The sequence below is a fragment of the Streptomyces sp. MMCC 100 genome, assembly GCF_041538145.2.
GTDB lineage: Bacteria > Actinomycetota > Actinomycetes > Streptomycetales > Streptomycetaceae > Streptomyces.
The window spans coordinates 5196928-5213365 of the sequence record NZ_JBGORK020000001.1; the positions used below are offsets into that span (position 1 = coordinate 5196928).

Here is a 16438-nt window from a genome sequence, read left to right on the forward strand (position 1 = left end):
CCCGCAGCATGCGGAAGGGGCCGCCCGGTCCGTGTTCCGGGTCAGCGGCGCCGCTTGCGCAGGGCCGCCATGTTGTCGTAGCTGATCTTGGCCTCCCGCAGCGACTGCGCGGGGTCGGTGGCGCTCGGGGAGTTGTCGTCCTCGACCATCGGGTGGTGGTAGTTCCGCAGCCCGACCCTGGAGAAGAACGTCGTGTAATCGATGACGCCCGTCCCGAAGGGCACCATGTCGTAGCCCTGGCCGTTGGTGGTGTCGACGACGCCGTCCTTGGCGTGGAACAGCGGGTAACGCCGGTTGTTGCGGACGACCAGTCCGGCCGGGTCGAAGACGTTCTTCCTGGTGGAGCCGTCGTGGGCGGTGTACTCGTGGAACTTGTACTGGGCGACGTGCGCCCAGAAGATGTCCATCTCCAGCCAGACGACCCTCGGGTCGGTGACCTTCAGGAAGTACTCCAGCTTCCTGATGCCCGAACTGCGGGTCGGCCGGCCCTGGTCGTCCAGCGGCCCGCCGTCGAGCAGGAAGCCGTAGGCGCTGTCGTGGTTGTGGGTGTAGAGCTTGATGCCCTCCCGGTGGGCGATGGCGCCGAGGGCGTTCCACTTGTCGGCGGCCACGTCCCAGTCCGCGCGGTAGGAGCTGCCGGTGGGGTCGCCGCCGGTGCCCATGTGGTCCATGCCGAGGATGTTGGCGATCTCCAGGTGCTTCTTGAAGGTGTCCTTGTCCTCCGTGGTCAGCGGCCAGGAGGACGGGATGAAGCCGTGGTTGCCCTGGGCGCGCAGACCGTAGTCGTCGAGCCAGGAGCGCAGCAGCCGGGCGCCCTCGACGGACTCCAGGCTCGCGCCGCCCGGCGCGTTGGCGTGCTGGTTGTATCCGGCGAACTCGACCTGGCGGTAGCCGTGGCGGGCCAGCTGCTTGAAGACCTCGCGGAAGCCCGAGGGCAGGTCGGAGGCGAGGGGGTCGCGGGCGGTGGCGTCACGGACGGTGTAGAGGATGATGCCGCGCTTGTCCGCCGGGACGAGGATCTGCCCGCGGCCGTGGTCGTGGTCGTGGTCTCTGTCCCGGCCGTGGGCGAGGGCCGGGGAGGCGCCGAAGACGGGGGCCGCCACGGCGCCGGCCGCCACGGCGGTGCAGGTGCTGAGGAAGCGGCGCCGGTTCACGCCGAGGGTGCGGCGCAGGCTCTCGCCGGGTCCGTCGGCGGCCGGGTCGGTGCCGGCATCGGTGCGGGAGGGGTCGGTGAACGGGGTCACGGTGCCTGCCTTCTGGGTCGTGGCCTGCGCCGATGCGGCTCGGGCGGGCCGTTGTCAGTGCCGTGTGTTTCACTCTCAGTAGTCGGATTTCGGCGGGCGTACCGAAGGGTGCGTCAGCCGAGTCCGGCCAGCCGGAGCAGGAGTTGTTTCACGTCGGTGGCCGCGACGCGGTCTCCGACAGCGCGGGGGGTGGAGCAGATGAGGAGCGGACCGTCGTCGTCGCTCGCGGGGAGGCGGCCGTGGCTGCCTCGAACAGGTGAGGGGTCCAGGGGCACGACCGCCATGCGGTAGCGCATGCCGAGCTTCTTGCGGGCCAGGGCACCGGCCGCCTTGACCTTGACGTAGGGGTCGAGCGGATCCATGAACAGCTCGACCGGGTCGTAGCCGGGTTTGCGGTGGATCTCGACGAGCTGCGCGAAGTCGGGCGCGCGGTCGTCGTCGAGCCAGTAGTAGTACGTGAACCAGGCGTCCGGCTCCGCCACGGCGACGAGTTCGCCGGCGCGCGGATGGTCGAGGTGCTGGGCCTTCTTGCCCTCGTCGTCGAGGAGTTGCTCGATGCCGGGCAGCCCGTCCAGGGCGGCACGGGTCGCGTCGAGGTCCTCCGGTCGGCGGACGTACACGTGGGCGATCTGGTGGTCGGCGACCGCGAAGGCGCGGGAGGCCATCGGGTCGAGGTACTCCATGCCGTCCTGGGTGTGCACCTCGAGGAGTCCGGCGCGGCGCAGGGCGCGGTTGATGTCCACGGGCCGGCTGACCGGGGTGATGCCGTACTCGGAGAGCGCGACGACGGTGCGGCCCTCGGCGCGGGCGTCGTCGAGCAGCGGAGCCAGGGCCGCGTCCAGGTCGGCGGCGGCCTTCAGGGAGCGCGGGTCGTCGGGGCCGAAGCGCTGCAGGTCGTAGTCGAGGTGAGGGAGGTAACAGAGCGTCAGGTCGGGGTGCCGGGTGGCCATGATGTGCCGGGTGGCGTCGATGATCCACTGGCTGGAGACCAGGTCCGCGCCGGGTCCCCAGAAGTGGAAGAGAGGGAAGGTGCCCAGTTTGTCGGTGAGTTCGTCGTGCAGGGCCGGGGGCCGGGTGTAGCAGTCGGGTTCCTTGCGGCCGTCGGCGTAGTAGACGGGACGGGGGGTGACGGTGATGTCGGTGTCGGCGCCCATGGCGTACCACCAGCAGATGTTGGCGACGGTGTAACCGGGGTGGGCACGGCGGGCGGCGTCCCAGAGTTTGTCGCCGGCGACGAGTCCGTTGTGCTGGCGCCAGAGCAGGACGTCGCCGAGTTCGCGGAAGTACCAGCCGTTGCCGACGATGCCGTGCTCGGAAGGGTGGGTGCCGGTCAGGAAGGTGGACTGGGCGGCGCAGGTGACGGCGGGCAGGACGGTGCCGAGCGGCGCGCGGGACCCGGACTGGCCGAGCTGCTTGAGGCGGGGCATGTGGTCGAGGAGACGGGGGGTGAGGCCGACGACGTCCAGGACGAGGAGGGGGGTCGGTGCGTCGGGGTGAGGTGATCCGTCGGGGTGGAGTGATCCGTCGGGGTGGGTCGGTCCGGTCATGGCAGTTCCTTCAGGCCGAGGTCCGTCAACAGGTCGCGGGCGAGGGTCAGCTCGGCGGCGATGCCGTCGGTGAGCTGGGCGCGGGCGCGGGGCCGCAGCTCGGGCGGGAGGGCCTGCCAGGTGTAGGTCTCGACCTCCAGATGGCGGGTGACGGGGTGCGGGCCGCCGACGAGCCGGGTCAGCGCGGCCTTGAGCACGGGGAGAGTGGAGGTGAGGGGCGCGGCGGGGGCCGCGTGCAGGGGGACGTGGAAGTGGGCGCGCCAGGGCGCGGTGGCGGGCAGCGGGCCGCCGTCCGCGAGGGCTTCGTCGAGGTCGTCGGTGCCCTGCCGGCCGCCGGACGGTGTGGTGGTGCGGGTCTGGTGCAGGAAGCGCGGCTCGGCGAAGGCGGCGAGCGCCTCGCGGACCGCGGGATCGGCGGGGTGTTCGGCGTGCAGGGCGGCGGACAGCTGGGACTTGACGACGGGTACGCGGGCGGCCGTGAGGGCGTCCAGAGCGGTGTCCGGGTCTTCGAAGGAGGTGGCGAGGTGGCAGGTGTCGACGCAGACGCCGATGCGTTCGTGGGCGATCGTGGTCAGCGGTGCGATGGCGTCGTGGGTGGTCTCGACGACGCAGCCGGGTTCCGGTTCCAGGCCGATGCGGATGGAGCGGCCGGTCAGTTCGTGGAGGGCGTCGAGGCGTTCGGCGAGCGTGACCAGGGCGGCGCGGGCCTTGTCGGCACGGGTCTCGTCGTAGGCGGTGCGCCAGGCGAGGGGCAGGGTGGAGATGGTGCCGTCCGTGACGTCGTCGGGCAGCAGTCCGGCGAGCAGCCGGGCGAGGGAGGTGGTGTGGTCGAGGCGTTCGGGGTCGGCCCAGTCCGGCTTGTAGACGCGGTACTTGACCTCCTCCGCGCCGAACCCCTCGTAGGGGAAGCCGTTGAGGGTGACGACCTCCAGGCCGCGCCGGTCGAGCTCGGTGCGCAGGCCGCGCAGCGCGGCGGGGTCGGTGACCAGGGCATGGGCTGCGTCGCGGGCGAGCCACAGCCCGATGCCGAGCCGGTCGCGGCCCAGGCGTTTGCGGACCGGCTCGCAGTGGTCGCGGAGCTGGGCGAGGACACCGTCGAGAGTCTCGGCGGGGTGGACGTTGGTGCAGTAGGCGAGGTGGACGGTGGAGCCGTCGGGGTGCCGGAAGCGCATGGCTCACTCCCCGCCGCGCAGGATGGAGTTGCCCTCGTGCGTGGCCTCGCCCGGGGCCACGTCGAGTTCCAGCCGCCCGCTGAGCCCGTAGAAGGCGACGGGGTTGCGCCACAGCACCCGGTCCACGTCGTCCTCGGTGAAGCCCTCGGCGAGCATCAGGTCGCCGACCTTGCGGGTCTTGAGCGGGTCGCTCCTGCCCCAGTCGGCGGCGGAGTTCACCAGGACCTGGTCCGGGCCGTACTCGCGCAGCAGGGCGACCATCCGGGTCTCGTCCATCTTGGTGTCCGGATAGACGGAGAAGCCGAGCCAGGCGCCGCTGTCCTTGGCCTCCTTGACGGTGGTCTCGTTGAGGTGGTCGACCAGCACCCGCTCCGTGGGCAGGGCGGACTCGCGGACCACGTCGAGGGTGCGGCGCAGGCCGGCGAGCTTGTCGCGGTGCGGGGTGTGCACGAGGGCGGGCAGACCGTGGTCGGCGGCGAGCTGGAGCTGCGTGGCCAGGGCGGTGTCCTCGGCGGGCGTCATCGAGTCGTAGCCGATCTCACCGACCGCCACCACGCGGTCCTTGACGAGATAGCGGGGCAGTTCGTCGAGGACGGGCAGGCACCGGGGGTCGTTCGCCTCCTTGGGGTTGAGGGCGATCGTGCAGTGGTGGGCGATGCCGTACTGGGCGGCGCGGAAGGGTTCCCAGCCGAGCAGGGCGTCGAAGTAGTCACGGAAGGAGTCGGGGGAAGTGCGGGGCTGGCCCAGCCAGAAGGAGGGTTCGACGACGGCGCGGACGCCGGCGGCGTGCATGGCCTCGTAGTCGTCGGTGGTCCGGGAGGTCATGTGGATGTGGGGGTCGAAGATGCGCATCAGGACTCCTTGCCGTGGGGGTCGGCCGTGCCGGGCGCGGGGCGTCCGGACTCGGTCAGGGCCAGGACGCGGTGCAGGTCTTCGGGGACGGTGCGGTCCGCGGCGGTGCGTTCGGCGGCGTAGTCGGCGAGCATCCGGGCGAGTTCGTCGTCCCCTCGGGCCCGGCGGGCGAGGTCCGCCACGCTGTCGACGGGGACACCGGTGAACAGGCACTTCAGTACGGCGTGCCGCCACTGGTGCGCGTCGAGGTGCCGGGCGGCGTACGGGCCGAGGGCAGCGGCGACGAGCCGGGTGTCGTTGGTGCGCAGGGCATCCTCGACGAGCGGCAGGGCGTCCGGTCCCGGCACCAGGTGGGGCAGGGCGTGCAGGGCGGCGCGGCGTTCGTCGGCGGTGCCCTGGGTGTAGACCCGGGTCAGGGCGTCGGTGTCGGCGCGGGCGGCGTGCAGCACGAGGACGCGGGCGGCGTCGGCGTGGGCGGGCCCGCAGCGGCGGCCTGCCTCGGCGAGGCGCAGCTCCCACACCGAGATGGGGCCGTGGGTGCCGGGGTGGGCGGCGGCCTCGTCGAGGGCCTGGTCCAGCCAGGCGCGGGCGGCTGGGCCGAGCCGGGTGGCGAGGGCTGCGCGCAGGTCGGCGGGCGGGACGTGGGCGGGGGTGGTGCCCTGGTCCTGTCCGGTGTGCCCGGAGGGGGCGCCATCCGCGTCCTGGGTGCCGGGGGTGACGTGGGTGGCGTGTGGCTGCCTCATGGTGTGGCTCCCTTCAGTGGGTGGCGGAGGGCTCGCCCGAGCGGTTGGTGCGGGGTGGCGACGCCGGTGCGGCGCGGCGCAGGAACGGGAGGGAGCGTTCGGCGAAGTGGGGGCCCGCGTGGGAGTGGCGGGGCAGTTCGACGACGGTCAGGCCCTGGTAGCCGGTGGCGGCGAGGGCCTCGAGGACGGGAGGGAAGTCGATCTCGCCGTCACCGAAGGGGAGGTGTTCGTGGACGCCGCGGCGCATGTCCTCGATCTGTACGTGGCGCAGCCAGGGGGCGGCGGCGCGTACACAGTCGGCGGGAGGGAGCGGTTCGAGGCACTGGCAGTGGCCGATGTCCAGGGTGAGGCCGAGGGGTTCGGGGTCGCCGAGGGTACGGCGCAGGGTGTGGAAGTCGGCGAGGGTGGAGAGGAGGTGTCCGGGTTCGGGTTCCACGGCGAGGGGGACGCCCGCGGTGGCGGCGGCGTCCAGGACCGGGGCGAGGGACTCGGCCAGCCGTTTCCACGCCGTGTCCTCGTCCGTGCCCGCCGGGGTGACGCCGCTGAAGCAGTGCACGGCGTGGGCACCGAGGTCGGCGGCGACGGCGACGGCGCGCACCAGGAGGCCGGCACGGCGGGCGCGGTCCTCCGGGTCCGGGTCGAGCAGGGAGGGGCCGTGCTTGCGGCGCGGGTCGAGGACGTAGCGGGCGCCCGTCTCCACGGTGACGCCCAGACCGAGCGCGTCCAGCCGCGCGGCGACCCGGCGGGTGCGGGCGGCGAGGTCGTCGGCGAGCGGGTCGAGGTGCATGTGGTCGAGGGTCAGGCCCACGCCGTCGTATCCCAGGTCGGCGAGGAGGGCGAGGGCGTCGTCGAGACGGAGGTCGGCGAGGCCGTTGGTGCCGTAGCCGAAGCGGAGCGGGGGCGCGGCGGCCCCGGCCTCGTTCAGTCCCGGGTTCGGTCCGGGGTGCGCCACCTGCACCGGCTCTCGCTCCGTCCCCTGCGTCGGTCCGTCGTTCGGGTTCCGGCTCATGTGATCCTCACCTTCCTCATGGCGGCCCTCCTGGCGAACCACCGTCCGGCCGGGGCGAGGGCCGCGACCAGGAGGGACGTGGCGCCGGCACCCGAGCGGGCGGCGAGCGCGGCCTGGAGCGGGATCGTGGCCCGGATGCCGCCGCCCACGGCGCGTTGGGTGAGCGGGGGTGAGGGGTTGAGCGCGGCGTGGAAGTAGGGGCGGGCGGCAGTCGCGGCGTAGCAGGCGCTCAGCCCGACCGTGAGGGCGTCGGAGGCGCCTGGTGCCGGGGTGGAGCCCGACAGGCCGGGGGCGGCTGCTGCCCGCCGGCCTGCCGGGAGTCGGGTGCGGCGGCGGGCGACCAGGCCGGTCAGGGCCCCCGTCGTCGCGAGGGCGGCCAGCGGAGCCAGGACGGAACCGCCGGTCGTCTCCCGCCGGGAGACGGCCGTGACCGCGAGGGTGTGGCTGCCGAGCAGCGCGGCGGAGGGCAGCGCGGCCCGGGTGCCGCCGCCGGTGGCGGCCGCGCCCAGGAGCAGGTCCAGTCCGCGGGCCGCCGCCATGGCCGCGGGACCGGCCGGCGTGTGCTTCAGGGCGAGGTCGTAGGCCCAGACGGTGGCCGCCAGCGGCGCCGCGACCGCGAAGGCGGGACGTCCCGCACCGGCCGCCAGCGCCAGCCCGGCGCCGGTGAGGGCCCCGGCGGCCGTCAGCGCGGCGGCAGGGCGGATGCGGCCGGACGGGAGAGGGCGGTGCGGGCGTTCCGCGGCGTCCTCCGCGCGGTCGGCCCAGTCGTTGAGGGCCATGCCGGCCTCGTACAGACACAGGGAGGAGCCGATGGCGAGCAGCGTGCGGGGTCCGGGGCGTGCGCCGGCCGCCGCCGCGCCGGCCAGGGCGTCGCCGGGGACGGTGAACAGGGCGGGCAGACGCAGCAGTTCGGCCCATGCGCCGAAGCGGGAAGAGCGAGCGGGTGGCTCGGCAGCCGGAGGCGTCGGTCCGGTGGTCCCTGAGGCTGCTTCTGGCGCCCCCCATGCACCCGTCGACGCCCGCGACGACCCGGCGGTGTCGAGCGCCGTGGCGACGGTGCGGCTCATCGCCCTGCCCCGCACTCGTCGGCCCGGCCGACGGGCCGGACGGGCCCGGCGTCCCCGCCCTCCCCGTCGGCGGGGACGCGGTCCCGGTCGTCCCGCAGTCGTCCGGCGAAGCGTTTCAGCTCCTCGTACTGCTCGGCCAGGGACGACGGGCCGTCCCCCACCGGGTCCTTGAAGAAGAAGCCCAGTTCGCCCAGCGGGCCGGACAGCCCCTTCTGGTGGGCGCGGGCGACCAGGCGGGCCAGGTCGAGGACGAGCGGCGCGGCGAGGGAGGAGTCGCAGCCCTGCCAGGTGGTCTGGAGGATCATGCGGGCGCCGAGGAAGCCGTCGAAGGCGATGTGGTCCCAGGCGGTCTTCCAGTCGCCGAGCGCGGGCACGTCGTCGATGTGGACCTCGCCCTCGACGGGGGCGCCGAGGGTGTCGGCGAGTACGCGTTCCTTGCCGGCGTTCTTGGCGGCGGCGGCCGCCGGGTCGGCGAGGGCGGCGCCGTCGCCACCGCCCAGGAGGTTGGTGCCGGACCAGGCGCGCACCGCGAGGGCACGCTGCGCGAACATCGGGCCCAGCACCGAGCGCAGCAGGGTCTGACCGGTCTTGCCGTCGCGGCCCGCGTACGGCAGGCCGCTCGCCTCGGCCGGTGCGGCGAGCGCCGGGTGGTGCAGACCGGTCGACGGGGTGAAGTTGACGTACGGGCAGCCGGCGCGCAGGGCGGCGGCCGCGTACAGCGAGCTGGCGGGAAGAGCGCCGCCGGTGGGCGCGGGCTCGGTGGAGGCCACGTTCAGGACGACCGTCCGCTCCGCTCCGCAGCGTCGCGCGAAGTCGGTGATGTCCGCGGCGAACGCGGCGATCAGCTCCTCCTCGTCACGGGTGTCGCCCGGCAGCGGGCCTCCGGGGCGGATCTCGCGGTCGGCCGCGGCCAGTTCCGCGCTCACGGCCGAGGGCAGCCCGTGCGGCAGCACGCCCCCGGCGGCCAGGGCCTCCGCCCGCTTGGGCAGGGGGCAGTCCATGGTGTCGTGACCGCCGAAGACGAGGGACGGGAGCGCGGGGAGTCCCGTGTCGGCGAAGTCGGGGGTCTCGGTGACCATGCCGGTCGGGGGGTGCAGCCCCGCGGTCACGGCGGCGCAGCCCGCCACCACCGTGGTGGCGACGGAGCCGCGGGCTCCGATCAGCCAGACACCGGTACGGGAGCCACGGGAGGAAGCAGAGGGGGACGCGGACATGGGCAGCCTCCTTGTCGAGCGCGTCGAACACACACGAGCGGTGGTACGGCCGGGGGGTGATCCGTGCGAGGTGACGGCGGGCGGAGGTCCGGCGTCCTCCGCCCGCCGCCGTTCCGGTTGCCCCCGAGGAGCAAGGCGCCCCTGGGAGAGGTCACCCCTCGGAGGCGGTTCGCCCTAGGAGGGCAGTTCCTTGAGCTGGATGTTGCGGAAGGAGACCTGGTCGTCGGCGCTGTGGTTCTGGAGGCCGATGTAGCCGTCGGTCAGGCTCCGCTCGGGGTCCTTGTTGGTGAAGTCGTTGATCTTGACTCCGTTGAGGAACACCTGGAGGCGTTCGCCCTGGACCTTGATCTCGTAGGAGTTCCACTGGCCGGGCGGCCGCAGAACCTGGTCACGGGCCTTGATGTTCGCCGCCTTGAAGGTGTAGATCGCACCCGTGGTGCGGTCCACGGCGTCCGTGGCGTCGATCTGGATCTCGTAGCCCTTGTTCACGGCGGACCAGGGGTCGTCGGAGGCCGGGAAGCCCACGAAGACACCGGAGTTGTCGTCGCCCTGCATCTTCCAGTCGAGCTTGAGGGAGTACGACTTCAGCTCCTTGGCCTGGTACCAGAGCAGGCCCATGCCGCCCTCGGACTCCAGGGTGCCGTCCTTGACGTTGAACTTGCCGGGGCCGGCCTGCTTCCAGCCTTCCAGGGTCTGGCCGTTGAAGATGTCCCGGTAGCCCTTGTTCGGCTTGCAGTCGGCCTTGACCTGGCCGGTGGCGTACTGCATGCCGCCGAGCAGGTGGCCGCGGAAGGCTTCGTCCGCGTAGGACTCCTTGGTGTGGCCGAGGCCGGTGTAGAAGGAGCGGCCGCCGCCGTAGTTCTGGCACCAGGCGATCGGGTGGTCGCCCTTCATGGTGCCGCCGGAGTAGGTCGTCTCGTCGAGGGTGGCGAGGACCTTGGCCTGCTCGCGCGGGTTGGTGCGGTAGTTGTACAGCTCGTCGGTGCGCTCCCAGGCGTCGTCCAGGTGCGCGGTGGCCGGGTGGTCGTGGTCCTCGACGCGGACGGTGGCCTTCTGGATGGCCGGGTGCGAGTCGAAGTAGGCGCCGACGAGGCCGCCGTAGAACTCCCAGTCGTACTCGGTGTCGGCGGCGGCGTGGATGCCCATGTAGCCGCCGCCGTTCTTGACGTAGTTCTCGAACGCCTTCTGCTGGTCGGCGCTCAGGACGTCACCGGTGGTGGACAGGAAGGCCACCGCGTCGTACTTGGCGAGGTTGGCGGTGGTGAACTGTCCGGCCTCCTCGGTCGCGGTGACCGAGATGCCGGCCGGGGCGCCCAGCTCCTTCAGGGCGGCGATGCCCGCCGGGATGGAGTCGTGGCGGAAGCCGGCGGTCTTGGAGAAGACCAGGACCTTCTTGCCGGCCTTGAACGGCTCCGTGGAGAACTCGAAGTCGTCCACGTCGTACAGCGCGCCCTCGCCGCCCCTGAAGACCAGGTAGATCTCGGTGGTCTTCTTGGGCAGGGCCCGCAGCGGGACGTCGACGTTCTGGAACGTCTCCCAGCTGCCGGTCGGCGGGATGTACGCCGAGCCGTGCAGCGGACCGGTGGGCGAGCCGGTGCGCAGCTCGAGGTAGCCGCCGGCGCCGCCCGAGGAGGCCCGTACGGTCATCTTCTTCTGCCCGTCGAACTTGTAGGGGCTGAAGGAGATCCAGTCGCCGTCGTTGATGTCGCCGACGGTCTTGCCGCCGTTGGCCTCGGCCTTGTCGAAGGTGTTCACGCCCGACTGGGTGGTGAAGTGCTCGGCCTGGCGGTGCGGCGGCTGGATCACGGTGCGGGCGGTGCCGGTCAGGGCCTCCTGGCCGTTGGCCCCGCCGTCGGTGTAGCTGGCGCCGACGACGCCGTAGATGTTGGCGTTGGGGTCGTGGCCGCCGTCGCCCGGCGGCGGGTTGAGGGTGCCCTCACAGCCCATCTCGCTGGTCAGCTCGTGGGCGTGGGAGTCGTGGCCGAGGCTGTAGGCGACCTTGACCTTGGAGCAGTCGATCGTCTCCTCGGGGTCGGTGACCTTCACCTTGAACGGGATGGGCTCGCCCATGGGGAGCAGGGTGCCGTTGCCGGGGGTCTCGATGGTCACCGTGGGCTCGGTGTTGCCGACCACGATCCGGACGCTGGCGTTGCCGGTGTTGCCCTCGGGGTCCTTGGCGGTGAAGGTCGCGGTGTAGGTGCCGACCTTCTTGTACTTGTGGGTGGGATTGAGTCCCTCGCCCTTGGTGCCGTCGCCGAAGTCCCAGCCGTAGGTGAGGTCCGGGGAGTCGGCGTCCTTGGCGGTGGCGGTGAAGGCCACCTTCAGGCCGGCCGCGCCGGAGGTCTTGTCGGCGCTCACCTCGGCGATCGGGGAGAAGCCGTCCGCGGCGTTCTCGATCCGGTACAGGGCGGAGTCCTTGTCGCCCTGGAACCAGGACAGGCCGTAGTCCAGGACGTAGAGCGCGCCGTCGGGGCCGAACTCCATGTCCATGATCTGGGTGCCGGTCCACGGGAAGTCGTTGATCTTCGCGACCGTGCCGTCGTCGTTCTGCTCGATCCGCTTGATCCACCGGCGGCCGAACTCACCGGCGAAGAAGTCCCCGTCGTACTCCTCGGGGAACTTCACCTTGGAGTCGAGGTCGGGGTCGTAGCGGTAGACCGGGCCGCCCATCGGGGACTCGGAGCCGCTGCCGAACTCGGGCACGGAGTCGTCGTCGTACGGGATCCACGCGGCCTGCGCGGGCGGCAGGTCGGTGAGACCGGTGTTGTGCGGCGAGGTGTTCTTCGGCGCGGCGCAGTCGAAGGTCTCGCCGGAGGTGCCGGTGGCGAAGTCGTAGTCGACGTACGGGTCGTTGTCGCCGGTGCAAAAGGGCCAGCCGAAGTTGGCGGCCTTGGTGACCTTGGCGAACTCGACCTGCCCGGCCGGACCGCGCTTCGGGTCGGCGGCGCCGGCGTCGGGGCCGTAGTCACCGACGTAGACCGTGCCGGTCTTCTTGTCGACGCTGATCCGGAACGGGTTGCGGAAGCCCATCGCGTAGATCTCGGGCCGGGTCTTCTCGGTGCCGGGCTCGAAGAGGTTGCCCTCCGGGATGGTGTACGAGCCGTCCTCGGCGACCTTGATGCGCAGGATCTTGCCGCGCAGGTCATTGGTGTTGCCGGAGCTGCGGCGGGCGTCGAAGGCCGGGTTGCGGTCGGGGCGCTCGTCGATCGGCGAGTAGCCGTCGGAGGCGAACGGGTTGGAGTCGTCGCCGGTGGAGAGGTAGAGGTTGCCCTCGGCGTCGAAGGCGATGTCGCCGCCGACGTGGCAGCAGGTGCCGCGGGAGGTCGCGACCTCGATGACCTTCTTCTCGCTGGCCATGTCCAGCGTGCCGTTGGCGTTCAGGACGAAGCGGGAGAGGCGGTTGACGCCGTCGAACTTCTTGAAGTCCTCGGCGGTGCCGTTCTCCGGGGCGTCGCCCGCGGGGGTGTCGAGCGGCGGGGCGTAGTAGAGGTAGATCGCCCGGTTGCTCTCGAAGTCCGGGTCGATGCCGACGCCCTGCAGGCCCTCCTCGTCGTGGTTGTAGACGGGGATCTTGCCGGCGACCTTGGTGACGCCGCCCTGGTCGGTCAGGCGCAGTGTGCCGTCGCGGGCGGTGTGCAGGACGCTGCGGTCCGGGAGAACGGCGAGCGACATCGGCTCGCCCATCTCGGGCTCGCCCTTGGCGAGCGGTACCTGCTGGAACTGCCCCTCGGCGGCGGCTGCCGTCTCGTCGTGCTCGGGGTGTCCGGGGTGGGCGCCGGCGACGGTCGCCGGGGTGCCCACGGCCAGCAGCAGGCCGGTGAACAGGGCGAGGGTGGTGCGAAGCCTGGGGCGCCTCGCGGTCGTGGTGCCTTTGAGTCTGGTTCTGTGCACGAAGTCCCTCCGGGAACGGGGGTGGGCCGTACGGGATGGGTGCGAAGACGTGCGATACGGGGCGCCGGGGTGCGCCGTCACCCCGGAGGTGTGAGTGTCCTGAACACTTCAGGGACGGTAACCGCGTTCTTCCGGGGCGAACACCCCTTGGACCGCGACTGGTTGAACTTTTTCCCAACTCAGGACAAAGCGGGATTCGGGCAGCCCGGACCGGGCACCGGCGTCTTGGCCGGTCCCCGGTTCTGACCTGCGGTCGAGCGTGCGGATCAGCTGTTGAAGGCGGCGTCGAAGGACGCGCTGGGCGGCTCGAAGTCGAATGCCTTCAGCCGGGTGAGGGCCTCCGGTGCGCCCTGCAGCCGGTCCATACCGGCGTCCTCCCACTCGACGGAGACGGGTCCCTGGTAGTCGATGGAGCGCAGCATGCGGAAGACGTCCTCCCAGGGGACGTCGCCGTGCCCGGCCGACACGAAGTCCCAGCCGCGCCGCGGGTCGCCCCACGGCAGGTGGGAGCCGAGCCGCCCGTTGCGGCCGTCGAGGCGCTTGCGGGCCTCCTTGCAGTCGACGTGGTAGATGCGGTCGCGGAAGTCCCACAGGAAGCCGACGGGGTCGAGGTCCTGCCACACGAAGTGCGAGGGGTCGAAGTTGAGGCCGAAGGCCGGCCGGTGGCCGACCGCCTCCAGCGCGCGCTGCGTGGTCCAGTAGTCGTAGGCGATCTCGCTGGGGTGCACCTCGTGCGCGAACCGCACGCCCTCGGCGTCGAAGACGTCGAGGATCGGGTTCCAGCGGTCGGCGAAGTCCTGGTAGCCCCGCTCGATCATCGACTCGGGGGCGGGCGGGAACATGGCGACCAGGTGCCAGATCGCCGAGCCGGTGAAGCCGATGACGGTGTCGACGCCGAAGCGGGCGGCGGCCCGTGCGGTGTCCTTGATCTCGGCCGCGGCGCGCTGCCGCACGCCCTCCGCGTCGCCGTCGCCCCAGATCCGGGCGGGCAGGATGGCCTCGTGGCGCTCGTCGATGATGGCGTCGCAGACCGCCTGCCCGACCAGGTGGTTGGAGATCGCCCAGCACTTGAGGCCGTACTTGTCGAGCAGCTGGTGCCGGGAGTCCACGTAGGACGGGTCGGCGAGGGCCTTGTCGACCTCGAAGTGGTCGCCCCAGCAGGCGAGTTCCAGACCGTCGTAGCCGAAGTCGCGGGCGAGGCGGCAGACCTCCTCCAGCGGCAGGTCCGCCCACTGTCCGGTGAAGAGCGTGAAGTTGCGTGGCATGTCGCTGCCGGCCTCCTCAGGGGGCGATCGGGGTGTAGACGGAGTTCTTCTCGGCGCTCTCCTCCACGGCCGCGAGCACGCGCTGCACCTGCAGCCCGTCGGCGAAGGAGGGCTCTGGCCCGCGGCCCTCGGCGACGGCGTGGACGAGGTCGCGCGCCTGGTGCACGAAGGTGTGCTCGTAGCCGAGCCCGTGGCCCGGCGGCCACCAGGCGTCCAGGTAGGGGTGTTCGGGTTCGGTGACGAGGATGCGGCGGAAGCCCGCGTGCTCCCCCGGTTCCGTGCCGTCGTGGTACTCCAGCTCGTTGAGCCGTTCCAGGTCGAAGGCGAGCGAGCCGCGCTCCCCGTTGAGCTCGATGCGCAGGGCGTTCTTGCGGCCGGTCGCGTACCGGGTGGCCTCGAAGGAGACCAGGGCGCCGGAGGTGAGGCGGCCCGTGAACACGGCGGCGTCGTCCACCGTCACCTGGCCCGTCACGCCGTCCGCCGAGCCCGCGGACAGGCCCCGGGGGGCGCCGGCGGGCAGCGGGCGTTCCCGTACGAAGGTCTCGGTGAGGGCGGAGACGCCCGCGATCCGCTCCCCCGACAGGTACTGCGCGAGGTCGACGATGTGCGCGCCCAGGTCGCCGAGCGCCCCCGACCCGGCCAGCTCCTTGCGCAGCCGCCAGGTGAGCGGGGCCTTCGGGTCCACCAGCCAGTCCTGGAGGTACGTCACCCGCAGGTGCCGCAGCCGGCCGACGCGGCCCTCGGCGACCATCCGCCGGGCCAGCGCGGTGGCCGGCACCCGCCGGTAGTTGAACCCGACCATCGCCAACTGTCCCCGCGTGCCCGCTTCTTCAGCGGCGAGGGTCATCGCCTGAGCCTCCTCGACGGTGTTGGCCAGCGGCTTCTCGCACAGGACGTGTTTGCCGGCGGCGAGCGCGGCCAGGGCGATCTCGGCGTGGCTGTCGCCGGGGGTGCAGATGTCGACGAGGTCGATGTCGTCCCGTTCGACCAGGGTCCGCCAGTCGGTCTCGGTGCTCGCCCAGCCGTGCCGGTCGGCCGCCAGTCGGACGGCGTCGGCGTCCCGCCCGCAGATCGCGGCCAGCACCGGGTTCAGCGGCAGGTCGAAGACGCGGCCCGCGGTGCGCCAGCCCTGGGAGTGGGCGGCACCCATGAAGGCGTAGCCGACCATGCCGACGCGCAGGGGTGGTCTGGTCGCGGACGCCCCCGTCGCCGCCCCGTCCCGGGCGTCGGTCCCGGTATCGGTCCCGGCGGCTGCCTCCTCGGCGCCGGCCCCCTCGGGCTGCTGCGGCTGTCCCATGCGGATGTCCTCCTCGTCGTGGTGGCGCGGTGGGGGTGGGCCCCGCCCCGGCCCCCGGCTGGTCGGGCCGCTGCCGGGGCGGCAACCCTCACTTGAAGCCCGTGGGCATGTACTGGTCGACGTTCTCCTTGTCGACGACGGCCGAGTAGCAGGTGACGGTCGAGGGGATCTCGAACTCGGCGAGGCCGCCGATGCCCTTGCCCTGGCCGAGGGCGCGGGCCAGGTCGATCGCGGAGGCGGCCATCGTCGGCGGGTACAGCACCGTGGCCTTCAGAACGCCGCTGTCCGCCTTGATGGCCTGGAAGGCGGAGAGCGCGCCCGCGCCGCCGACCATCAGGAAGTCGTCGCGTCCGGCCTGCTCGATGGCGCGCAGGGCGCCCACGCCCTGGTCGTCGTCGTGGTTCCACAGGGCGTCGAAGTCCGACTGGGCCTGGAGCAGTTGGGACATCTTGGCTTGGCCGGACTCGACGGTGAACTCGGCGGCCTGGCGGGCCACCTTCTTGATGTTCGGGTAGTTCTTCAGGCCGTCGTCGAAGCCCTGGGTGCGCTGCTGGGTCAGTTCCAGGTTGTCGATGCCGGCCAGCTCTATGACCCGTGCGTCCGGCTTGTCCTTGAGCTTCTCGCCGATGTAGTGGGCGGCGTTGAGACCCATGCCGTAGTTGTCGCCGCCGACCCAGCAGCGGTACGCCTGGGGGCTGTTGAAGATCCGGTCGAGGTTGATGACCGGGATGCCGGCCCGCATCGCCTTGAGGCCGACCTGGGTGAGCGCCTTGCCGTCGGCGGGCAGCACCACCAGGACGTCGACCTTCTTGTTGATGAGGGTCTCGATCTGGCCGATCTGCTGCGCGGTGTCGTTGGAGCCCTCGGTGACCTCGAGGGTGACTTCCGAGTACTTCTCCGCGCGCTTCTTGGCGTTGTCGTTGATGGCGTTGAGCCAGCCGTGGTCGGCCTGCGGACCGGCGTAGCCGATGGTGATCGGCTTGCCGGGCTTGTCGTCGGCGGCCGGCTGCGTGTCCGCGGCGGCCTTGTCGTCGCCGTTGTCGGGGTCGTTGCTGGTGCACCCCGTGAGGACGGCACCGGCGGACACGGCGGCGGCCCCGAAGAGCAGCCCTCTGCGACTCGTGAGCTTCGTCATGA

At 72.1% G+C, this 16438-nt stretch carries 12 protein-coding genes; all 12 read right to left on the reverse strand.

Features of this window, described 5'->3' with window-relative positions:
- Positions 1 to 41: 41 nt before the first annotated feature.
- A complete protein-coding gene (locus ABS735_RS24210; RefSeq protein WP_373900463.1) occupies positions 42 to 1244 on the reverse strand; it encodes a sugar phosphate isomerase/epimerase family protein in 1203 nt (400 codons plus the stop codon).
- Positions 1245 to 1357: 113 nt separating this feature from the next.
- Positions 1358 to 2791, reverse strand: coding sequence for an alkaline phosphatase family protein (locus tag ABS735_RS24215; protein ID WP_373900461.1), 1434 nt, complete (start codon positions 2789 to 2791; stop codon positions 1358 to 1360).
- Positions 2788 to 3963, reverse strand: a complete 1176-nt coding sequence (gene eboE / locus ABS735_RS24220) for a metabolite traffic protein EboE (protein ID WP_373900460.1) — start codon at positions 3961 to 3963, stop codon at positions 2788 to 2790. The genes ABS735_RS24215 and eboE overlap by 4 nt, the downstream gene beginning before the upstream one ends.
- Before the next feature lie 3 nt (positions 3964 to 3966).
- Positions 3967 to 4815, reverse strand: coding sequence for a TatD family hydrolase (locus tag ABS735_RS24225; protein WP_373900459.1), 849 nt, complete (start codon positions 4813 to 4815; stop codon positions 3967 to 3969).
- Positions 4815 to 5558, reverse strand: coding sequence for an EboA domain-containing protein (locus tag ABS735_RS24230; protein ID WP_373900458.1), 744 nt, complete (start codon positions 5556 to 5558; stop codon positions 4815 to 4817). Before ABS735_RS24230 ends, ABS735_RS24225 begins: the two co-directional genes overlap by 1 nt.
- Before the next feature lie 13 nt (positions 5559 to 5571).
- Positions 5572 to 6567 carry a sugar phosphate isomerase/epimerase family protein gene (locus tag ABS735_RS24235; protein ID WP_373900457.1) on the reverse strand — a complete coding sequence of 332 codons (996 nt, stop codon included), beginning with the start codon at positions 6565 to 6567 and terminating at the stop codon, positions 5572 to 5574.
- Positions 6564 to 7634, reverse strand: a complete 1071-nt coding sequence (locus tag ABS735_RS24240) for an SCO3242 family prenyltransferase (protein WP_373900456.1) — start codon at positions 7632 to 7634, stop codon at positions 6564 to 6566. Before ABS735_RS24240 ends, ABS735_RS24235 begins: the two co-directional genes overlap by 4 nt.
- Positions 7631 to 8848, reverse strand: a complete 1218-nt coding sequence (locus ABS735_RS24245; RefSeq protein WP_373900455.1) for an inositol-3-phosphate synthase — start codon at positions 8846 to 8848, stop codon at positions 7631 to 7633. The genes ABS735_RS24240 and ABS735_RS24245 overlap by 4 nt, the downstream gene beginning before the upstream one ends.
- Before the next feature lie 174 nt (positions 8849 to 9022).
- Entirely contained in the window at positions 9023 to 12739 is a 3717-nt protein-coding gene (locus ABS735_RS24250) for a ThuA domain-containing protein (protein WP_373900454.1), read from the reverse strand.
- A gap of 266 nt (positions 12740 to 13005) precedes the next feature.
- Complete coding sequence (locus tag ABS735_RS24255; RefSeq protein ID WP_164417681.1) at positions 13006 to 14004, reverse strand: sugar phosphate isomerase/epimerase family protein; 999 nt, start codon at positions 14002 to 14004, stop codon at positions 13006 to 13008.
- 16 nt (positions 14005 to 14020) lie between these two features.
- Positions 14021 to 15301: a Gfo/Idh/MocA family protein gene (locus ABS735_RS24260; protein ID WP_373900453.1), complete on the reverse strand. Its 1281-nt coding sequence runs from the start codon at positions 15299 to 15301 to the stop codon at positions 14021 to 14023.
- Positions 15302 to 15389: 88 nt separating this feature from the next.
- Positions 15390 to 16436: a substrate-binding domain-containing protein gene (locus ABS735_RS24265; RefSeq protein WP_373900452.1), complete on the reverse strand. Its 1047-nt coding sequence runs from the start codon at positions 16434 to 16436 to the stop codon at positions 15390 to 15392.
- Positions 16437 to 16438 lie beyond the last annotated feature (2 nt).